The organism is Streptomyces sp. NPDC055025 (assembly GCF_053608565.1).
The window spans coordinates 1-20,785 of sequence record NZ_JBSGVS010000055.1 but is presented as its reverse complement, the minus strand read 5'-3'; the positions used below and the strand labels follow the sequence as shown (position 1 = coordinate 20,785).

Below are 20,785 nucleotides of genomic sequence, written 5' to 3'. Positions count from 1 at the left end.
GCGCACTCTCCTCGGAGGAAGGAGCGTTGGGGCGGGGGGCGTGGTGACGCTAGCGCGTCAACTCCCGCCTACGCGCGTAGAGTTGACACATCGTTATGGGCCCGGGAAGAGGAGGTGAAAGCCTCTCCCCGGGCCCGAACGCTCAGCCGGCGGCGGGACTCCGAAGAACCCGGAAACGCGTGCCGGAGGGGGTTGCGGGATGGTCATGACCGAGGGTTACGGAACGGTCCCGCCCATGGGCCCCGGAGCGATCCCGACCGGAGGCCACGGAGTGGTCCCGGCCGGGGGTCACCGGGCGGTCCTGACCGGAGGTCACGGGGTGGTCTTGACCGTGATGGAACCGTCGACGATCTTCTGCTTGGCCTCGTCGATCTTGGCCTGGATGTCCTCGATGAAACCGCCGCTGGTGGCGAGCGAGACGCCGTCCTTGGCGAGCGAGTAGCTGTTGGTGCCGAGCAGCGGCTTCTTCTCGTGGACCGACTTGATCAGGTCGTAGACGCCGACATCGACGTTCTTGACGACCGACGTCAGGATCGAGTCCTTGTACTTGGCGAGCGAGGCCTGGTTGTACTGGTCGGAGTCGACGCCGATCGCCCAGGCGCCCTTGACGCCGTTGACGGCCTCGATGGAACCGGAACCGGAGGAGCCGGCGGCCGAGTAGATCACGTCGGCGCCCTTGTCGAGCATGCCCTGCGCGGCGGCCTTGCCCTTGTCGGGGCTGGCGAAGCCGGAGGTGTCGGAACCGTGCGACAGGTACTGGACGTCGACCTTGAGGCTCTTGTCCGTGTCCTTGACGCCCTGGACGAAGCCGGCCTCGAACTTCTTGATCAGCGGGACGTCGACACCGCCGATGAAGCCGACGTGCTTCTTCTGCGTCTTCAGGGCCGCGGCCACACCCGCGAGATAGGAGCCCTGCTCCTCGGTGAAGACGATGTTGTCGACGTTCTTCGCGTCGACAACGGAGTCGACTATGCCGAAGGTGGTGTCGGGGAACTTGACCGCCACCTGCTTCATCGAGTTGGAGTAGGCGTAACCGATACCGACGACCGGGTTGTACCCGGCCTGGGCGAGCTGGGTCAGACGCTCGACGCGGTCGGCCTCGGTGTCGGTGGTCTTGGCGGTCAGTTCCTTGACCTCGCCGCCGAACTCCGACTTGGCCTTGTCCATACCGCGCGCGGCGGAGTCGTTGAAGGAGTGGTCACCACGGCCGCCCACGTCGTAGGCGACACCGACCTTGACGCCGTCCGCGGCGGCGGCCGAGCTCGACGTGTCGTTTTCCTTGGCCTTGTCGGCCGAAGTGCTGCCACACGCGGTGGCAGTCAGAGCGAGCGCGGCGGAGGCGATGCCCGCCGCAGCAATCTTGGTTACCCGGCGCAAGAGGGTGGTCCCTTCGACCTGACCGAAGCGCCTCTTCCGGCGCTGGTTTCGCGGCGATCGTAACGCGCGTAGATGTCAGATAAAGACCTGTACGGAAGCTGTTATCGGATCGTCGCGAACGGGAGGTGACGGGAGGTGTTCATGGCCGGTTACAAACGGTTTCCGTCGATCAACGCGGCGGCCGTGAACAGTTCCACACCGACCTCGATCGCCTGCTCGTCGACATCGAAATCACCACGATGCAGGTCGTACCGGGCCTGGCTGCCGGGCGTACGCACACCGAGCCTGGCCATCGCGCCCGGCACATGCTCCAGATACCAGGAGAAGTCCTCCCCGCCGAGGCTCTGCTCGGTGTCCTCGATCGCATACGATCCGCGGCGCGCGGTCTGGGCGGCGCGCAGCAGCTCCGTGACGACCGGGTCGTTGACGACCGGCGGCACCCCTCGGACGTAGGTGATCTGCGACTTGGCGTGGTGGAGCGTCGCGATCTCGTCGATCGCGGCATGGACCATGTCGGGGGCGTCGCGCCAGGCGGGCAGATCCAGGCAGCGGACGGTGCCGGAGAGCTCGGCGTGCTGCGGGATGACATTGCAGGCGTGGCCCGCGTCGATACGTCCCCAGGTGACGGCGAGCCCGGAACGGGCGTCGACCCGGCGGGCCAGCAGGGCCGGGACCTCGGTGGCGACCTTGGCCACGGCGGTGACCAGGTCGGTGGTGAGATGCGGGCGCGCGGTGTGGCCGCCGGGGCCGTCGAGGGAGATCTCCAGCCGGTCGCAGGCGGAGGTGATGGGGCCGGGGCGCAGCCCGATCAGCCCGGCGTCGACCCGGGGGTCGCAGTGCACCGCGATGATCCGGCCGACTCCCTCCAGCGCCCCGTCCTTGATGGCGTCGGCGGCGCCGCCGGGCAGCACCTCTTCGGCGGGCTGGAAGATCAGGCGTACGGCGTTGGGCAGCAGGCCCTGCCGGTCGAGCCCGGCGAGCACCAGGCCGGCGCCGAGGACGGCGGAGGTGTGGACGTCGTGTCCGCAGGCGTGCGCGCGGTCGGGCACGGTGGAGCGGTACGGGGCGTCGGCCTTGGTGTCCGGAATCGGGAGCGCGTCGATGTCGGCACGCAGCGCCAGCATGGGCCGCACCCCGTCCCAGGTCCCGACGTCACAGACGAGTCCCGTCCCGCCCGCGAGCACGCGGGGCGCGAGTCCGGCCCGCTCCAGGCGGTGCTTGAGCGCGGCGGTGGTACGGAACTCCTGATTGCCCAGCTCGGGATGCATGTGCATGTCCCGCCGGAAGGCGATCAGCTCGGCACGCAACCCCTCGCTCACCGCGCCGGGCAGCGCGGCCTCCCCCGGCAGCACGCTGTCGCCGGGCAGCTCGTCGGTCTCGGACTCTGGGGACATCAACTGGCTCACCTGTCGAAGACTAGGCCTCTTCAGGGATCAACGAAGTCACGATCAGCAAAATTTCAGCCACCCAGGGGAAGAAACCCGGCGCGGCGGCGCATAGCCCCGCGAAAGAGCGGGTATACCGCGCCGCTCCTCCGGGACGCCTCACAGGTCGTCGGGCAGCACCCTGAAGTGGGTGTACCGGCCGCCCTGCGGTCTGACGGTGCGGAAGTCACGGATGTCCCGGGTCAGGACGGCGTCCGTGTCGTACTCGGCCGCCAGGGCGACGTTCAGCGCGTCGACGAGGTCGAGGTCGAGGGAGTCGTACCGGGCCCGCACGGACAGGGCCGTGTCGAGAAGTCCGGGCGTGACCGGTGGCAGAACGAGTCGGGTCTCGCGGACGCGCGCCGCGAGGGAGCGCAGGATCGCGTCGGCGGCGCGGCGCCCCGCGCGGCTGGTGGCGACCTGGTGCACCTCGGTGAGCGCCAAGGGGCAGGCGACGAGGAGTCCGCTGCTGTCCGCGGCCTTCCTGGCCTCATGGTGGGCCGGGTCCGCGCGGTTGAAGAGAGCCAGGAGCCCGGAGGTGCCGGCGATGACGATCACGCCGCGTGCCCGTCGTTCCGCCGCTCGCGTGTCTCGTATCCATCGGTCACCGTCGCACGGATGTCGTCCCTGGTGACGGGCCCGCCGAGGTCGAAGGTCTCTTCGTCGGTGACGAAGGGTTCGTCCCATACCCGGTGCGCCAGAGCGATGCGGTGGATGCCCTCACGGATTATCTCGGCTTCCGGGACGCCCAGACGGGCCGCGGCCTCCTTGATCAGAGCGAGATCGGCGTCGTCGGCGTAGACGTTGGTGCGCTTCAGGGCCATGAGGCCATGGTACAGGTCATGTACCACGAGCGGCCGGACGAGGGCGGCGGGGAGCGGGCGAGGTCGGCGGGGGCGGGCGGGCGAGGCAGGCCCGGGGGGTGGGCGAGGTCGGCGGAGGCGGCGCGGGGCGGAGGGCTTGGGGAAAACGCGCTGGGCGTTGTCAGTGGGGCTCTCTACGATGATCCGTACCTTCCCAGTCCAGCTCGGTGGTGGGCACCTGTGTGTGCCGTCGAGGTCAGGGCCGGGGCCATCGCGATTCGTGAGGGGGGGACCCCGCGATCGCCCGACCCGCGCCAGCGGCCGCCGATCCGGGGCCGTGAGGTCGCCCCCTTGAGACTCCATGAACCTTCACTCGCCCGTGCCGTCCGTCCCGCCGATCCCGCCCGTTCCGCCCGTCGCGCAGGTGCCGCCCGTGCCGCCCGTGCCGCCCGTGCCGCCCGTCAACACGTTCCAGGTGGATCTGCGGGGCCTTGTCGATCTGCTCTCCCATCACCTCTACTCCAGCCCGCGCGTCTATGTGCGCGAGCTCCTCCAGAACGCCGTGGACGCCGTCACCGCGCGGCTCGCCCACGATCCCGCCGCGCCCGCCCGCATCCGGCTCACCGCCACCGACGGCGCGGTCGTCATCGAGGACAGCGGCATCGGGCTGACCTCCGACGAGGTGCACACGCTGCTCGCCACCATCGGCCGCAGCTCGAAGCGCGACAGCCTGGAGAACGCCCGGCACGAGTTCCTCGGGCAGTTCGGCATCGGGCTGCTCGCCTGCTTCGTGGTGGCCCGGCGGATCCGGGTCGTGTCGCGTTCCGCGCGTACGCCCGACGCGCCGCCCGTCGAGTGGCTCGCGAGCGACGACGGCTCGTACACCGTACGGACGCTGCCGCACGAGGCGCGCCCCGAGCCCGGTACGACCGTCCGGCTGGAGCCCAGGCCCGGCGCCGAGGAGTGGACCGAGCCGCGGCGCATCGCCGAACTGGCCGCGGACTACGGCTCGCTGCTCTCCCACGAGGTCACCTTCACCGGCCCCGGTGTCACCGACCGGCCGCTGACCGAGCGGCCCGCCGTCTGGGACCGCTCGTATCCGACGCCCACCGCGCGCCGGGTCGCGCTCGCCGGGCACTGCGCGCGCGTCTTCGGGTTCAGCCCTCTCGACTCGATCGATCTGGACCTTCCCGTCGCGGGGGTGCGGGGCGTCGCGTACGTCCTGCCCGACGCCACCAGTCCCGCCCAGCGCGCGGCCCACCGGGTCTATCTCAAGGGCATGCTGCTCACCAGCCGGGCCGACAATCTGCTGCCGGACTGGGCGTTCTTCGTCCGGGTCGTCCTCGACACCGACACGCTGCGCCCCACCGCGTCCCGGGAGAATCTGTACGACGACGAGACGCTCGCCGCCGTACGCGAGGCGCTGGGCGCCCGTATCCGTGAGTGGCTGGCCGAGCTGGCGGCGGGCGACCCCGACCGGCTGGCGGCGTTCCTCGGCGTGCACCACCTGGGTGTGAAGTCCATGGCCCGGCACGACGCGGAGCTCTTCGCGCTGATGCTGCCGTGGCTGCCCTTCGAGACCAGCGACGGCCGGGTCACGCTCGACGAGTTCGTCCGCGCGCACCCCGAGGTCCATTTCACCCGTACGGTGGAGGAGTTCCGCCAGGTCTCGCCCATCGCCGCCGCACACGGCCTCGGCATCGTCAACGGCGGATACACCTATGACGCCGATCTGATCGCGCTGCTCCCGCGGATCAGGGAGGACGTCACCATCAGTGAGCTGGACGCCGGAGCCGTCACCGCGCATCTCGACCCGGTCGAGCCCCGGCAGGAGCTGGCCCTGGCCTCCTTCCTGGCCACCGCCAGGACCCGGCTCGACCCGCTCGGCTGCGATGTGGCGCTGCGCTCCTTCCAGCCCGTGACCGTGCCCGCGCTGTTCCTCGACGACCGCGCGGCCCGCCACGAACGGGACCGCGCGGCGGCGGAGGAGAGCGCCGACAGTCTCTGGACGGGCATCCTCGGCGCGCTGCGCGGCTCCGCCCCGCGTGCCCGGCTGGTGCTCAACCACAACAACCCGCTGGTGCGGCGGATCGCGGCGATCAGCGATGCCGAGCTGGCCGGGACGGCGGTCGAATCGCTGTACGGACAGGCGCTGCTGATGGCCCAGCGTCCGCTGCGCCCGGCGGACACCTCACTGCTCAACCGGGCCTTCCTCGGCCTCCTGGAGTGGGCCACGCATCCGGTGGCCGCGGCTCCGGATCCGGAGGGCAACCGGCCGGCCGTCACCGAGGAGGACGACAAGTGACCACCAGTCTCTCGCCCGAGGAGATCCGCCGGGCCCTGTGGGAGAACCGGTCCGCGCCCAACGGCCCGCTGCGCAACGCGCGCGGTGAGGAGCTCGCCGCGGCGGCCGAGTCGACCGGGGACCGCGATCTGCTCCGTGCGGCGCTGTTCGGCCTGATCCAGGCGTACGAGTACAGCACCGAGCGGGGCAAGATGCTGGTGCCGTTCGCCCGGCTGCTCCAGGAGTGGGACGCGGACCCGTCCGCGTTCGACGGCGCGGACACCCATACCTTCCACTGGATGTTCAAGTGGGTCAGCTCGGGGATGCTGTCGCTGCCCGAGATCCCGCTCGCGACCATGGAGCAGTGGCTCGCCGAGATGGAACGCCGGTACCGGACGGCGGGCTTCACCGAACGGGCCGTGCGCCAGGCCGAGTTCGACCTCGCCGAGCAGACCGGTGACACCGGGCGTACGGCGCGGGCGTTCGAGGCGTGGACCGCCGCTGAGCGCGACCGGATGGCCAACTGCCATGCCTGCGAGCTGAACGACCAGGGCACCTACTGGATGAGCCAGGGGCAGGACGACAAGGCGCTGGGCATCTGGGAGCCGGTCCTCGCGGACCGCTCGCACTGCGCGGAGGAGCCGCACCGGGTGCTCGCCAAGTCGCTGCTGCCGCTGGTGCGGACGGGCCGGCCGGAGGAGGCGCGCGCGAACCATCTGCGGGGCTACCGCATGGCCCGGGGCAACGAAAGCCTGCTGCCGTCCATCGGCAGGCACATCGAGTTCTGCGCGCTGACCGGCAACGAGGGCCGGGGGCTCGAACTACTCGCCGAGCACGCCCAGCATCTGTCCTCCGACGGGAACGCGTACTCGCGGCTTGAGCTGTTCACCGGCGCGCTCACCCTGCTGCGCCGTCTGCTGGCGCTCGGTCTGGACACGCAGCCCGCGGTCCCGATGGCGGGAGAGCGGCGTACGGTACGCGAGCTGCACGACCTGCTGGACGCGGAGGCCGCGTCGATCGCGGCGAGGTTCGACGCGCGCAACGGCAGTGATGTCGTCTCGGGCCTGCTGAAGAGCAGGCTGGAGTGCGAACCGCTCCTCGGCGCACTGCCGCTGGGGGTGCGGGCGGCCACGCTGACGACGGCCGGGGCGGCGGCGACCTCCGCGACGGGGGCCGGCGCTGTGGGGGCTGGCGCTGCGGAGGCCGGCGCCGCGGGGGCCGGCGCCGCGGGGGCCGGCGCTGCGGAGGCCGGCTCGCGGACGGCGGCGGGCACGGCCTCCGGGGCGGGCACCGTACGGACGGTGCCGGAGCTGGTCGCCGAGGCCCGTGAGCTGCGCGACCAGGGACACCCTGGTACGTCGGGCGCGTGGGACCGGATCGTGTCCCGGCTCGCGCGGGACGGCGTGACGGCCGACCCGCTGCTCGCGGCCGAGTTGCTGGAGCGCGGGGCGATTCGCGCGGGTAACTCGGGTAACGCAGCTGGTACGACTGCGGGCGGTGCGGGTGGTACGGCCGGTACCAGCGGTGCGGGCAGTGCCAGCGGTGCGGGTGGTACGGCCGGTACCAGCGGTGCGGGCGGTGCGGGCGAGAAGACCGTCCGCGCGCTCTTCGAAGAGGTCGTCGTCGCCTATCGGGCCGCCGGCGAGCCCAGCCGCGCCGCGCTCAACGAACTGCGCGTCGCTTACATGGCGGCCCGCGCGGGCGCGTCGCCCGGGGAGATCCGGGCGCTGCTGGCGACGGCCGAGGCGTCGGCACGAGCACTGCCGCTCACGGATCCGACGAGGACACGGCGGATCGCGACGGTCGCCCTGAACACCATCAGGCTCGGCCCGACCCTGCGCCATCAGCACGAGGAGCACGGCGACGCGGACCACGGGAGCGGTGGTCACAGCACCGCCGCCCATGGTCACGCGCGTACGGACGCGGAGCTGGCGGCTTTCGTCGCGGAGTTCTCCACCGCGCCGACGGACGAGGGCGGCGCCCCCGGCGAACCGGCCGGACCGGCGGGACCGGGCGGACCCAGCGCCCCCGGCGACCCGCGCCGTCCCGGCGACCCGGCGAACCTGGCCGATCTGCTCAGTGATGCCGAGGCTCTGCGCGCCGAGCACGCGTGGCGGGAGGGCGACACCGACCGGGCGGACGCGCTGTTCGTATCGGCCGCGCGGCGCGCTGTCGACGGAGGCTACCCGTGGGAGGCGGCCGAACCGCTCGCCCAGCGGGCACGGCTGCTGCTCATGCTGGGCCGGCCGCAGGAGGCCGAGAGCCCGGCGCGCGCCGCGCTGGAGCATGGCGCGGAGCTGGTGGAGGCGGACGAACTGGGTCATCTGCGGCTGACGTTGGCGGATGCCCTGTATCAGCAGGACGGCAAGGAGGCCGAGGCCGCGGAGTACGCGCTCGAAGCGGCCCACTGGCTCGACGCGGCGGGGCAGTCGGCGGGCGCGGGTGCGTACGCCCGGCTGCTTCTCGCCCAGGCCTACGGCGAGACCGGGCGCCATGCCGAGGCGGCCGAAGTGCTGGAGTCCGCGCTGCCGGATCTGCTGGAACACGGTCAGGGGCAGACCGTACGGGCCCGGGAGACGCTCGGGCGGAATCTGCGCGCGCTCGGCGACCAGCGGGCCGCGGCGGAGCAGTATCTGCTCGCCGCCGAGGTGGTGGGGGGCTGGGAGGACGACCGTCCGCAGGCGCAGTTGGCCACGCTCGCCGCCGAGTGTCTGTCGGAGGCGGGCCTGCGCGAGGAGGCGGTGGCCGCGTACCACCGGGCCATCGAGCTGTGGCGGAGCCTGGGCGAGCCGGTCGCCGCCGCGCGGGCCCTGCGCTCCCTGGCCTGGCTGGAGGTCCGGGCGGGCGATCGGGAGTCGGCGGAGGAGCTGATGGCACAGGCGCTGGCGGCCGTCGACGGCGAGAGCGAGGGACACCGGCTGGAGCGGGCGCGTACGTGGTCCCAGACGGGCGAGTTGCTGCTGAACGGTCTGTACGAGGAGGAGGACGAGGACGAGGAGGAAGCGCCGGAGGACGGCCAGAACGGGGCGGCCGGGAGGGACGCGGATAAGCAGCCTGACCAGGCCGAGCAGGATGAGCGGGCCGATGCCCTCCGTGTGCGCGAGGAGGCGCTGCGGCTGCTGGGGCGGGCGGAGTCGGCGTTCGCCGCGCTCGGCGCCGGCGTCGTGGACGAGCGGGTCCGCTGTGCCGTACGTATGGCCTGGACCGAGCAGGAGATGGACCGCGCCGACGACGGCGCCGCCCGGCTGCGGACGCTGATCGACGAGGTGACCGCGCTGGACACGGACGACGCGCGCGCGTTGCTGCCGCGTCTGGAGCTCACGCTCAAGCAGCTCACCCAGCAGGGCTGATCCCCGGGGCACCGGCCGGTCACCACGACCGGCCGGTGCCGTTCCGCTCCCGTCAGACGGGTGGGTGCCAGATGAAGATCTCGGTGCTCGGCTGACGCTCCGAGAAGCGGCCCGAGGCGGAGTGTTCCCGGAGCAGTCGGCCGAGGTCCGATGTGAATGCTCCGAGGCGCTCACCGAACAGATGCGGCGCGGAGGCCGACAGGGAGAACACCCACGCGGTGATGTCGTCGCGGGTACGCTCCAGCGCCTGACCGCCGGGTACGACATAGCGCCGGGGGCCGGTGAAGCCCGCCCGGGTGAGTATGGCGGCCTCGCCGCCGGGGGTTCCGTACGGGAGCACGCCACGGCCGGCTCTCCGGACCGGTCCGAGATAGCGCCTGGTCAGATCCCCGATCGCGGCAGAGGGAACCGCCGGATACGGGAGCCCGTCGGCGCTCAGCCGTTCCGTCTTGAGATCCGAGACATGAACGAGCGCTCCATCGGGTCTGAGCATGTCCCTGACCCTGGCCGCGACGAGATCGCGGTCCATCCAGTGGAAGGACTGGCCGAAAGTCGCCGCTGTGAAGGTCCCGAGACCGGCGGGAAGTTCCTCGGCGCGAGCCCGGACCCACCGGGTACGCGCGGCCACGCCCACCGTCGCGGCCTGCCGCTCGGCCTCGGCGATCATCCCCCGGTCCGGGTCCACCCCGACCACGCCGTCGAAGAACCCCGCCAGCCCCAGCGCGAGCGTCCCCGGCCCACACCCCACATCGATCAACCGCCCCCGCCCGTCCAGCCCGAGCACCTCAGCGAGCCGCTCCGCGAACCCGGGCGCGTACGGCAGCCTCCCGCGCCGGTAGTACGGAGCGGCCCCCAGAAACAACGTGTCGTCCCACTCCCACCCCTCAACCACCACGACCCCCACCCGCCACGCCCCGGCCCGGCCTCGCCCGGCCCCGCCGGAACCGGATCGTACAGCGACGCCCCCGCGCCATCCGGGGACCGAGGTCGGGCGAGATACGGCGGCCTCAGGGCAGGTTCAACGCTCGTCGTGCCGCAGTGACGAGATCGCGCGCGTCAACGCCGTACGCGGCGGACTCCCGAAGCGTCTTCCAGGTCCGCAGGTAGGTGTCCACACTGGTCTCGTCGTCGATCCACAACTCCGCGTGCCAGTTCTCGACGATCACCTGGCGGTCGTCGTAGATCCAGAAGGCGGTGGACGGAGGGACCTTGAGGGAGGCGGACAGCGGGATGATCCCCAGTTCCACCGTGTCCAGGCCGACGGCTCCTGCCAGGCGGTCGAGCTGGGCCGCGAGAACCGAGGGCGGACAGATCAAGGCACGAAGGGCGGCTTCCCACAGGATGAGGTGGAAACGCTTCGAGGAGTCGTACAGCGCCCCTTGTCGCTTCATGCGGGACCGCACCGCCTCCTCGGTGTCGCGCGGCGATCGCTGCAGCTCCGCGTATCTCGTGAAGATCGACCGGGCGTAGTCCGGCGTCTGGAGAATCCCGAAGATCATGGAGGACTCCCAGCCCCGGAACACAGAGGCGTCGGCATGAGCGCTCAGATGGGTGTCCTGAACCGCCTTGTGTCCGGAGGCCAGTTGTCGCCGCCATGACCGGATGTGAGACTCGAAGCCGCGGAGGCGGGCGAGCAGTTCGTCGTACGCCTCGGGCCGACCGGTTGCCTCGGCCCATCTGCGAAGGTCATCGGGCGTAGGGGTCTGCCTGCCGTTCTCCAGCCTGCTGACCTTGGACTTGTGCCAGCCGTACCGCTCGGCGAGCTGCGTGCCGGTGAGCCTGCCACCAGGAGCTGAGAGCCTGAGTTCGCGCAGCTGCACCCCAAGTGCTTCCCGTGCCTGCTGATAGTCCGTGCTCACCGGTACACACCTGCCTCATTCCTCCCGCGTGGTCAACCAGGCCGCGAATTCCTCGTACGGGATGGCGTGATGCATCGCCGCGTCACGAGCCATGGCGTATCGCAGAACCGCCGCCGGCTCCGTGATCAGTTCGACGTCAACCAGATTGTCGGCGTTGTCGAAGTTGAGCAGCGCCACCAGCCGGGAGTCGAAGATCCAGAAATCTTCGGTGGGCAGGCCGAGCCGCTCGGCATCGGCGCGCTGGAGGCTGAAGATCTTCTCGCCGACCGCGCTGTTGCGGCGCGCGTTGTCGAGCAGATAGAGCTGGCCCGCCGAGGGCGGGGCGTCGACGACACGGACGCGCTCGAACCGCTTGCCGAGCGCGGTCTGCTCGCGGCGTTCCGCGCACCATTCGGCATCGACTCCCTCCCAGTTGACGGGCTCGCCCCGGGTGAACTGAGCGTAGGTCTCGGTTGGTTCGTCGGACGCGTACCGGGTGCGGATCTCCAGGCGCCAGGCCGTGTGCTCAAACCGCGTGAAGAGCCGGTCGAACTCGTCCAGTCCGATGATGTGCGGCACGCGGCTGACCTCCTTGGGACCGAAGTCGACGAGCAACTCGCGCGGCACGACGATGGGCACCTCACCCTCGTTCAAGTGCCGTAGCTGGGCGATGTCGTCAGGGGCGGTGAGGGCCGGGCCGTGCACGACGACCTCGCCCGTGCCGAGGTCTTCGTGAATGGACGGGCACCCGTTGACCCCGCTGCCCGTGCCGTTGAATCGCAGTCGTCGAGCCATGATCACGTCCTTCCGTCGGGGACTGATCCGCCCAGCTTCCCGGAGGTCACCGTCCGACGTCGGGGTTCCGTCGGCCCATATCAGCAACCTTGAGCAACCTCATCGCATGGTAGAGCAACTTCGCGCAACATCTGTGGTGTCCCCCAACTCCCACTCCCTACAGTCCCGTTCATGGCCACAGCACATGAGCCCCCGGGAGTCGACCCGACCGGCACGGCACAACCTGCCCCCGAAGGAGTATGTCCATGACCGTCACGCTCGATCGGCCCGCGAACACCCGTACGCGGGAGCCGAAGGAACTGCTCAACGCCGTCCAGCCGCACATCAAACACCTGACGATCAACGTGCTGGACAGCGGTATGACCCTGTGGGACCGCGAGGTCGCCCTACTGCTGCGTGATCACACGATGGTCCGCGACATGGCCGAGCGCATCCTCGGCAATGCCGTCATGTACACCATCGGCTGTATGGAACACCCCGGGGTCCACCTCGGGGTGGGCAAGCTCGTCGACATCGGGGTCCACCAGCTCATCCTCGACACGCCCGTGTGGTGGGCTCTCTGCGACGCGTACAACGAGGGCCGCTACAAGCACCACTCCCCGTTCGTCGAGCGCCGCCGCGACGGGCTCTGTCTGCGCACCGCGGACTTCCTGACATCGGTCGGGTTCGACGTCGACGAAGAGCTGTGGGCGATCGACGGCACGGACTGCTCGCCCTGCGACAACAAGGTCCCGGACAGCCACTGAACCCGACCCGACCCGCGTCGGCCTCCTGTCCTCGGTCCCCCGGGGGACAGGGGGCCCGCCCCCGTGAAGAGGAATCGTCTTGCCCGTACACCACGACATCGCCGCCGAGACCGAGCTGTGGGACACCTACGCCTCCTCCGCCTTCAAGGACGACGCCGAGCCGGGCTTCGGCTGGACCCAGTACGCCGGGCACGGGCCCGGGGCGGAGTTGCTCGGCGAGCCGCGGTCCGTGCTGGAGATCGGCTGCGGTACCGGTCGCGCGCTCGCCCATCTCGCCGGGCTGGGCATCGTCGCTCATGGCGTCGATCTGTCCCCCGTCATGGTCGGGAGGACCACCGCGAAGTGGGCCGGCACCGGTGCGGTGTTCGTCTGCGCCGAGGTTCTGGAGTATCTGAGCGAGCACGACGATCTGTACGACGCCGTCTACTCCATCTTCGGAGCCGCCTGGTTCACCGACCCGGGCCGCCTCCTGCCGCTCGTACGGCGGCGGCTGAGGTCCGGCGGCGTCTTCGTCTTCTCCCAGCCTCCGGCCATCCCCGGCGCGTACGGGCCGCAAGGCATGTACAAGGGAGGCTTCGCGGGCAGGGCGCTGTTCACCTACCGCTACAGCTACCGTCCGGCCGTATGGGAGCGCCTGCTCACCCGGGCCGGGTTCGCCACGGCCGAGGCGCGGATCCTCGACGCCCCTCACGCCGGGCACATCGGGACACTCCTGGTCCGGGCGGTCGCTCCGTGACCGGCTCCCGTGTCGTGCGAAGCCGCCCCGGCCGTCCCTGACCCGGCCGCCCGCCTGCCCGGCTCCCCGTGCCCCCAGCGCCCAGCCCCCACTCCCCAGGGCTACGCCGGTGATGCCATCTTCGGGAGTCTGTGGACGTCGCGGGCCGTGGTCGTGACTCCCGAGAGGAAGCCCTGGGCGCGGGGAGAGGCCGAGGACTTGAGCCACTCCGGGGCGATGTCGCAGACCGCGACGCGGACGCCCGTGCCCGCCAGGGCCAGGGGGAGGGTGTGGACCACCGTGGAGGGGAAGCTCAGGATCGTGCTGCCGACCGGGCCCCGGCGGGCGATCAGTTCCAGGGGGAGGTCCGGGCGGACGATCTCCAGGCCGGTGGCCGTGTGCAGGCGGTGGAGTTTGTCCGCGCTCTCGCGGCGGTGCGCGAAGTAGCGGGTGGCGTTGTGGGTACGGGCCAGGGCGGCGACCGCGGCGAGGTACTGGTCCGCGTCGACCACGCCCGTCTCCACCAGCGACGTGCCGACCATGTCCGCGCCCTCGTGGACCCGGGGTGGCCCGAAGGTGGCCCTGGTCCACTCGAAGCGGTTGGCGGTCACGGTGATGCCGTCCGGTACGTCCTCGACGGGCATCGAGGTGAAGACCTCGACCGGGCGCTCCCCGGACGGGGTCAGCCGGCGCCGCGCGGCGGCGGTGACGGGTGCGAGCACCAGCTCCCGGGGCCCGCGGGAGCCACCGCGCCGGTGCCAGCGCACCAGCCGCTCACCGCGGGCGATCTGTCCTATGAACTCCATGGTCGCGGTCCCGTCGTCCACGACCGTCAGCTCCTTGGTGCCGACCAGGGTCAGCAGGAGCTGTACATAACGGGAGAACGGATCGCCTATGACGATCCTGCCGGCCTTCCGCAGCAGCGGTGCCAGCTCCCGTACGGTCCGCAGGGGCGCCCCCGCACCACCGCGCGCGTCCTGCCAGCGCACGGTGAAGCCCTCGTCGCGGGCCAGCTCCGCCATCCGCCGGAGCTGGCCGCGTGACATGGGATCGGTGGGCGAGAGCACGACGACGGTGAGCGCGTCACCGGTCGCGCTCGCGCGCGCCCACTCCAGCACATTGAGCAGCTGGACGGGGCTCTCCACAAAAGCGATCACCCGAGGGTGCGGGGGGCGGCCCCCGCTGGGACCGGTCATGGCCGTCAGACCGCCGCCGGCTCGGCGGACTCCGCGGACTCGGCGACGACGCCCGCGACACGGCGGAGCTTCTTCATCGGGCCGAGCTCCGACTCGTAGACCTTCTTGACACCGTCACCGAGGGACGCCTCGATGGTGCGGATGTCACGGACGAGGCGCTGGAGACCCTGCGGCTCGACCGAGGCGGCCTGGTCCGAGCCCCACATGGCGCGGTCGAGGGTGATGTGGCGCTCGACGAAGGTGGCGCCGAGGGCGACGGCGGCGAGGGTGGTCTGGAGACCGGTCTCGTGGCCGCTGTAGCCGATCGGCACGTTCGGGTACTCGGCCTGGAGCGTGTTGATCACGCGCAGGTTGAGCTCCTCGGCCTTGGCCGGGTACGTCGACGTGGCGTGGCAGAGCAGTATGTTGTCGCTGCCCAGGACCTCGACCGCGTGACGGATCTGCTTCGGCGTCGACATGCCGGTGGAGAGGATGACCGTACGGCCGGTGGAGCGCAGGGCGCGCAGCAGCTCGTCGTCGGTCAGGGAGGCGGAGGCCACCTTGTGGGCCGGCAGGTCGAACTTCTCCAGGAAGGCGACGGCCTCGGTGTCCCACGGGGAGGCGAACCAGTCGATCCCGCGCTCCTTGCAGTGCTCGTCGATGGCGCGGTACTCGTCCTCGCCGAACTCGACGCGGTGACGGTAGTCGATGTACGTCATCCGGCCCCAGGGGGTGTCGCGCTCGATGTCCCACTGGTCGCGCGGGGTGCAGATCTCCGGGGTGCGCTTCTGGAACTTGACCGCGTCACAGCCCGCCTCGGCGGCCACATCGATCAGGGCGATGGCGTTGTCCAGCTCGCCGTTGTGGTTGATGCCGATCTCACCCGTGACATAGACGGGCTGGCCGGGGCCGGCGGTCCGCGTGCCGAAAGTCCGCAAGCGGGAGGTGGCGTCGGTGCTCATGGGTGGGTCCTTACTTGTTGAGGGTGTTCGTGTGGGGGGTCTGGAGACCCGGACCGAGGAGCCAGGCGGCGATCTCGCGGATCGCCCCTTCGCCGCCGGGGGTCGTGGTGACGGCACGCGCGGCGGCGCGTACGGCGTCATGGGCGCTCGCGACGGCCACCGGCCAGCCGACGAGGCCGAAGCACGGGAGATCGTTGACGTCGTTGCCGACGTACAGCACGCGCTCGGGCGTGATCCCGTGCTCGTCGCACCACTGCTTCAGTGCGAGGTCCTTGCGGTCGATGCCATGGAGCACCGGCACCTGGAGTTTGCGGGCGCGCGCGGCGACGACCGGGTTCTGCTCGGTGGAGAGGATGAGCAGTTCCAGGCCGGAGCGGCGCAGCGCGGCGATCCCGAGTCCGTCGCCGCGGTGGACGGCGACCGTCTCGCGGCCGTCCGAGTCGACCATCACCTTGTCGTCGGTCTGGGTCCCGTCGAAGTCGAGGACGACCGCGTCGACGTCGTCGTACGTGGGCAGGACGGCCGGGTCGAGCAGCGGCGCGAGGAGGCGGGCGCGGGCCAGGTCGTGCGGATCGTCGATCTCCAGCACCCGGGCCGCGTCGGTCCGCACGAGCGCGGTACGCCCGAAGAAGCGGTGGTTGGCGGCGCGGAAGCCGTCGGCGCGCATCGCGTACGCGGCGCCGGTCTCCAGATACTCCTGGGGACGGTCCTGGCGGCGCGGCCGGTTCGACTTGTCGTGGTTGACGCCGTAGCCGCCCGAGGCGCCGGAGTCGTCGCTGCCCGCGCTGTCCTGGCGCCAGATGAAGCCGTGCGTGGGCGCGACGGTCAGCGCGCTGTCGGCGCCGTCCTCGGTGACGGCGCCGGCGACGCCGTCGAGGTCCTCGGCCGTGATGAACGGGCTGGTGCACTGCACCAGCAGCACCACGTCGGCGGCCACGCCGCGCATGGCCTCGTACGCGTCCATCGCGTGCAGGACGGCGGCCTCGCTGGTCGCGGTGTCGCCCGCGATCGCGGCGGGGCGCAGGACGACCTCGGCGCCGGCGGAGCGGGCCGCCTCGGCTATGGCCGCGTCGTCGGTCGAGACGACGACATCGGTGACGCGCCGGGCCGCGAGGCTCGCGCGGACGGCGCGTACGACGAGCGGGACGCCGCCGACGGGGGCGAGGTTCTTCGCGGGCACGCCCTTGGATCCGCCGCGTGCGGGAATTACCGCGAGGACGGTCATCTGTACTCCTTGGTCCGCGGGTGCTGCCTCCGCGGCTGGTCGCTGTGCGGCTCGTGCTTCTTGCTCTGCTGCGGCTCGTGCTTCCTGCTCCGCCGCCGCGGCTCGGTGCTGTTCTCCTGCCGGTGACGCGGGTGGTACGGGTGGTGCTGTGTACGGGTGGTGCTGGGTGGGGCGGCGGCTCACAGGTCGCCCATACGCCGGATGACGGGGGCCACGCGCTGCACGCCGTGCCGGTACGCGCCGCGCGCCGCTCCCCGTACCGCCTCGCGCACCACCCGGCGGACCCCGCCGTTGCCGCCCGCCGCGGCCTTGGCGGCCGACGGCAGCGGTGTGCCGTCGGGGGCGAGGTGGTAGCGGGCGAGGAGCCCCGGCAGATAGCCGGGCGCGGTGGTGGCCGTGTAGTACGGGCTCAGCGGCGGCAGCACGGGCCCGTCGAGCAGCTTGGCGACCCGTCCGCGCGCCGTGTCGAAGGACGAGGAGTACGAGCCGTCGGCCGCGACGCCCTGGCGGTCCGCCCAGACGGCGTCGGCGCGCGGGCGTCCGCCGCTGTCGAGCTCGTCCCAGGAGGCCAGACAGCCGGAGCCGATGAAGTGGTGGTTGCCGAGCGGCTCGCGCACCCCGAGGTCGGTGAGGATCGCGGTGGGGATGCGCCGGTGCAGGGCTTCCAGGGCCGCGGTCGAGGAGACGGTGACCAGCAGATCGGTCCGGTCGAGGACCTCGCCCATGTTCCCGTAGACCAGCTTGAAGTTGGGCGGCAGACCGCCGGTGACCTTCTCGGCGAGCCGCTGGTAGGGGAACTCCTCCACATGGGTGGTGTGCTCGCCGATCTTGCTGCGCAGCTTCAGCAGGACCTCGCGGCGCGGGTGCAGCCGGGCGTGCTCGACCAGGCGCTTCAGCAGATAGGCGCGGTCGGCGCGGTTCGCGGGTACGGACGGCTGCGCGGCGAAGACGACCGTGTCACGGCCCTCCTCGGGGACATAGCGCTCACCGCCGAGGAAGGGGAGCGCGGCCTCGGTGACGGAGGAGGCGTCGGCGCCCACGCCTTCGTACACGGCGCGGAAGCGCTGGCCGTCGTACCGGGAGTTCGCGAGGACGACATCCGCGCCGTGCCGGAGCAGCAGACCGTCCGAGAGCTTCTCGTAGACAACGCCCACATAGCCGGTCACGATGACCGGCCGGACCTCCAGGTTCAGCGCGGCGATCCCGTGGAGCACGGCCTGTACGGCGCCTCCGACCAGGGCGAGCACGACGAGGTCGTACTCCTTCTCGCGCAGCGTCTGGAGGAACGCGGTGCCGGTCACCTCACGCAGCGCGTCCGCGTCCGCGCCGACCTCGGCGAGCTGGCGGGCGGTGGGCGTGGCTCTGCCGCGCAGCAGATAGCCGCTCAGCTCTGTGGAGCGGCCTTCCGGGGCGATGCGGCGCGCGGTGAGCGCACCCCACTTCCACCGGGTGTCGGAGTCGGCGAGCACTGCGACCCGGACCGCTTCGTTGGTACGTGATGGCACGACGAGGACGTTAGAAAGAGATTCCGTTTGTCGGCCGAACTCAATGGCAATAAAGGGTTAACAACACATCTACGGATGGCGAAGTCGCCTCAGGAGAGCCGCGCTTCACCGTTCCGCCATTCTTCGTTCACCTTCCATACGCCCAGATGTCAGAACGGATGGTCTTGTGCCGCCTAGCGTTCTGGACGTGGTCAAGCTCTCCGTCGTCGTGCCGTTCTACAACGTGCAGACATATGCCCTCGAAACCCTGAGAAGCCTTCGCGCGAACAGCCGCGACGACTTCGAGTTCCTGTTGGTCGACGACTGTTCGACCGACGGAACCCCCGAGATTCTCGAACAGGCCGCCCGCGATCTTCCAGGGGCGGTCCTGCTCAGACATGAACAGAACGGCGGACTGGCTACGGCACGCAACACCGGACTCGACGCCTCGCACGGCGAGTACGTGACCTTCCTGGACGGCGACGACTGGGTGGCGCCCGGCTACTTCGAGCGGCTCGTCGCCGCGATCGAGGAGCTCGGGGTCGACTTCATCCGTACCGACCATGTCCAGTTCACGGCCAGGGAGCGGACGATCCACCGGGTCCCGGTCGGCCGCCGCGACGAGGTGCTGAACCCGCGCGACGCGATCCTGCCCGTGAACCGTACGAACTCGGTCGACTACGCGTTCGCCTGGGCCGGCGCCTACCACCGGCGGCTGGTCGACCGTGGTCTGGTGCACTTCACGGACGGGCTGCGGACCGCCGAGGACCGGCCGTGGATCTGGCGGCTGCACCGCGAGGCGGAGTCCTTCGCCGCCGTCGGACTGCTCGGGGTCTTCTACCGGCGCGGGGTCGCCTCGTCCCTCACCCAGATCGGTGATGTGCGCCAGCTCGATTTCATCCGGGCCTTCGACGAGGTCGTCGAGGAGACCTCGAAGGACCGGGAGGCGGACCGTCTGCTGCCCAAGGCCGTCCGTACGTACTGCGCCATCATCGCCCACCATCTGGCGGCGAAGGACCGGTTCGAGCCGGCCGTGGCGAAGCAATTGCGTGCCATGAGCGCCGCCGCCCTGAAGCGGCTGCCCCAGGATCTTCTGAAAGAAGCACTCGACTCGATGGATCTGGACCGCTCGGCCCAGTTGCGCCGCCTGCGTCGGCGGATGGTCTCCTCCTCAGGAAAGGCGGCGGCCTGATGGACCGGCCCGACCGCAGGACGACGCAGATCTTCTGCGCCTCCACGCTCTACGGAGCCGCCACCCTCGCCGCCGCCGTCGACGCCGGTCTCTTCCGCCCGGCCGCCCGGCGGGTGCTGCTCGTCAGCAACAACGCGGGTACGCCCGAGCTGACGCCCTCGGTGAACGAGATGCCGGGGTTCGAACAGCTCCGTGACCGGTTCGACGATCTCGTGTCGTGGAACGAGACCATCGCGCCCTCGCATCCGGGGGTCTGGGAGCCGCGCCCCGAGGACATCCCCATGTGGGAGCGGCATCTGCGGCTCGCCTGGCGGCTCGGCGACGACCGGGTGGAGCTGATCGTCGAGTCGATCCAGGTCAACCCCGCCCTCGCGATCGCGCAGATCCTCACCGACGCGACGCTCGAGGTGTACGCGGACGGGCTGATGAGCTACGGGCCCACCCGTAACAAGATCGATCCGCTCATCGGCGACCGGGTGCGCAGACTGCTCCATCTCGACCTCGTACCGGGACTCAAGCCGCTGCTCCTGACGGAGTTCGGCGTGGCGCCCGAGCTGGTGCCGACGGACGCGTTCCTCCGGGTCCTGGACCAGCTCTCCGACGCCGTGACCGGGATCCGGACACCGTCGGCGCCTCCGGCGCTGCTCCTCGGCCAGTACCTCTCCGCGCTGGGCATCATCAGCGAGCGCGAGGAGGAGGAGCTGCATATCCGGATGGTGCGCGGGGCGGTCGCCCTCGGGCACACCGAGGTGGTGTTCAAGCCGCATCCCACCGCGCCGGCCGTCTGGTCGCGGCGGCTGGAGCGCGAGGCGGAGAAGCTCGGCGCCGAGCTGACCATCCTGGACTCCCCGGTGCTCGCCGAGGTGCTGTACCGGCGGCTGAAGCCGGCGCTGGTCGTCGGATGCTTCTCGACGGCGCTGTTCACGGCCTCCGCCTTCTACGGCATCCCGGTGGCGCGCACGGGCACGGATCTGCTGCTGGAGCGGCTCGCCCCGTACCAGAACAGCAACCGCGTACCGCTGACGATCGTGGACGCGCTGGTGCCGCCCCTGGAGGGCAAGGAGACGTACGAGCCCGAGACCCGGCTCGCGGAGCTGGTCGCGGCCGTCGGCTACGCGATGCAGCACCGGATGTATCCGGAGCTGCGGCCCACGGCCGAGCGCTATCTCTCGGAGCGGCTGGACGACCGGACCTGGCGGTACTTCAAGCGGCGCCGGCTCACCTCGCTCGGGCTGCCGGGCGGTATCCCGGAGCAGCTGAACCGTCTTCCGCGCAACGCGACCGCCCAGCGGATGGTGCGCCGGGCGCGGCGGCTGCGCCGGGCGGTGCTGCGCGTCAGCCCGCGCTGACGCCCCGCGGGGCGCGGCGGGCAGAACGAGAAGCACGAGAAGCACGAAGAGGGCGGGCCACCGGGA

General features: G+C 71.1%; 17 protein-coding genes. 6 read left to right on the top strand and 11 right to left on the bottom strand.

What is annotated here, in order from left to right:
• Window positions 1-312 precede the first annotated feature (312 nt).
• From ACWGDX_RS28945 to ACWGDX_RS28930, 4 genes are all read right to left on the bottom strand, one after another.
• Entirely contained in the window at window positions 313-1,377 is a 1,065-nt protein-coding gene (locus tag ACWGDX_RS28945) for a BMP family lipoprotein (RefSeq protein WP_453630219.1), read from the bottom strand.
• A 149-nt stretch (window positions 1,378-1,526) separates the two neighbouring features.
• Window positions 1,527-2,771, bottom strand: a complete 1,245-nt coding sequence (locus ACWGDX_RS28940; protein WP_453630217.1) for an amidohydrolase — start codon at window positions 2,769-2,771, stop codon at window positions 1,527-1,529.
• 150 nt (window positions 2,772-2,921) lie between these two features.
• Window positions 2,922-3,359 carry a type II toxin-antitoxin system VapC family toxin gene (locus ACWGDX_RS28935; RefSeq protein ID WP_453630215.1) on the bottom strand — a complete coding sequence of 146 codons (438 nt, stop codon included), beginning with the start codon at window positions 3,357-3,359 and terminating at the stop codon, window positions 2,922-2,924.
• Complete coding sequence (locus tag ACWGDX_RS28930; RefSeq protein ID WP_453630213.1) at window positions 3,356-3,625, bottom strand: ribbon-helix-helix domain-containing protein; 270 nt, start codon at window positions 3,623-3,625, stop codon at window positions 3,356-3,358. Before ACWGDX_RS28930 ends, ACWGDX_RS28935 begins: the two co-directional genes overlap by 4 nt.
• Before the next feature lie 340 nt (window positions 3,626-3,965).
• On the opposite strand from ACWGDX_RS28930, the gene ACWGDX_RS28925 reads away from it, so the two are divergent.
• Together ACWGDX_RS28925 and ACWGDX_RS28920 are read left to right on the top strand one after the other, a co-directional pair.
• Window positions 3,966-5,909 (top strand): HSP90 family protein, encoded by a 1,944-nt coding sequence (locus tag ACWGDX_RS28925; RefSeq protein WP_453630212.1) that lies wholly within the window; start codon window positions 3,966-3,968, stop codon window positions 5,907-5,909.
• A complete protein-coding gene (locus tag ACWGDX_RS28920; RefSeq protein ID WP_453630210.1) occupies window positions 5,906-9,238 on the top strand; it encodes a tetratricopeptide repeat protein in 3,333 nt (1,110 codons plus the stop codon). The genes ACWGDX_RS28925 and ACWGDX_RS28920 overlap by 4 nt, the downstream gene beginning before the upstream one ends.
• 52 nt (window positions 9,239-9,290) lie before the next feature.
• Here ACWGDX_RS28920 and ACWGDX_RS28915 read toward each other — a convergent pair whose 3' ends face one another.
• From ACWGDX_RS28915 to ACWGDX_RS28905, 3 genes are all read right to left on the bottom strand, one after another.
• Window positions 9,291-10,130: a class I SAM-dependent methyltransferase gene (locus ACWGDX_RS28915; RefSeq protein WP_453630282.1), complete on the bottom strand. Its 840-nt coding sequence runs from the start codon at window positions 10,128-10,130 to the stop codon at window positions 9,291-9,293.
• A 115-nt stretch (window positions 10,131-10,245) separates the two neighbouring features.
• Window positions 10,246-11,097, bottom strand: coding sequence for a helix-turn-helix domain-containing protein (locus ACWGDX_RS28910; RefSeq protein WP_453630208.1), 852 nt, complete (start codon window positions 11,095-11,097; stop codon window positions 10,246-10,248).
• 15 nt (window positions 11,098-11,112) lie between these two features.
• On the bottom strand, window positions 11,113-11,871 hold the full coding sequence (locus ACWGDX_RS28905) for a DUF6879 family protein (protein ID WP_453630206.1): 759 nt from the start codon (window positions 11,869-11,871) through the stop codon (window positions 11,113-11,115).
• A gap of 245 nt (window positions 11,872-12,116) precedes the next feature.
• On the opposite strand from ACWGDX_RS28905, the gene ACWGDX_RS28900 reads away from it, so the two are divergent.
• Together ACWGDX_RS28900 and ACWGDX_RS28895 are read left to right on the top strand one after the other, a co-directional pair.
• Window positions 12,117-12,617, top strand: a complete 501-nt coding sequence (locus tag ACWGDX_RS28900) for a hypothetical protein (RefSeq protein WP_453630205.1) — start codon at window positions 12,117-12,119, stop codon at window positions 12,615-12,617.
• Window positions 12,618-12,696: 79 nt separating this feature from the next.
• Window positions 12,697-13,353: a class I SAM-dependent methyltransferase gene (locus ACWGDX_RS28895; RefSeq protein ID WP_453630203.1), complete on the top strand. Its 657-nt coding sequence runs from the start codon at window positions 12,697-12,699 to the stop codon at window positions 13,351-13,353.
• A 101-nt stretch (window positions 13,354-13,454) separates the two neighbouring features.
• Here ACWGDX_RS28895 and ACWGDX_RS28890 read toward each other — a convergent pair whose 3' ends face one another.
• The 4 genes from ACWGDX_RS28890 to ACWGDX_RS28875 form a co-directional block, all read right to left on the bottom strand.
• Window positions 13,455-14,528: a P-loop NTPase family protein gene (locus ACWGDX_RS28890; protein ID WP_382856746.1), complete on the bottom strand. Its 1,074-nt coding sequence runs from the start codon at window positions 14,526-14,528 to the stop codon at window positions 13,455-13,457.
• Between the two features lie 5 nt (window positions 14,529-14,533).
• Entirely contained in the window at window positions 14,534-15,469 is a 936-nt protein-coding gene (locus ACWGDX_RS28885) for an N-acetylneuraminate synthase family protein (RefSeq protein WP_363079769.1), read from the bottom strand.
• A gap of 10 nt (window positions 15,470-15,479) precedes the next feature.
• Window positions 15,480-16,694 (bottom strand): acylneuraminate cytidylyltransferase, encoded by a 1,215-nt coding sequence (locus ACWGDX_RS28880; RefSeq protein WP_363079768.1) that lies wholly within the window; start codon window positions 16,692-16,694, stop codon window positions 15,480-15,482.
• 179 nt (window positions 16,695-16,873) lie between these two features.
• Complete coding sequence (locus ACWGDX_RS28875) at window positions 16,874-18,199, bottom strand: DUF6716 putative glycosyltransferase (RefSeq protein ID WP_453630200.1); 1,326 nt, start codon at window positions 18,197-18,199, stop codon at window positions 16,874-16,876.
• Between the two features lie 187 nt (window positions 18,200-18,386).
• On the opposite strand from ACWGDX_RS28875, the gene ACWGDX_RS28870 reads away from it, so the two are divergent.
• Together ACWGDX_RS28870 and ACWGDX_RS28865 are read left to right on the top strand one after the other, a co-directional pair.
• The gene (locus tag ACWGDX_RS28870; protein ID WP_453630198.1) at window positions 18,387-19,370 is read left to right on the top strand and encodes a glycosyltransferase family 2 protein; all 984 of its coding nucleotides are present in this window, start codon (window positions 18,387-18,389) and stop codon (window positions 19,368-19,370) included.
• A complete protein-coding gene (locus ACWGDX_RS28865; protein ID WP_453630196.1) occupies window positions 19,370-20,719 on the top strand; it encodes a polysialyltransferase family glycosyltransferase in 1,350 nt (449 codons plus the stop codon). The genes ACWGDX_RS28870 and ACWGDX_RS28865 overlap by 1 nt, the downstream gene beginning before the upstream one ends.
• Window positions 20,720-20,785 lie beyond the last annotated feature (66 nt).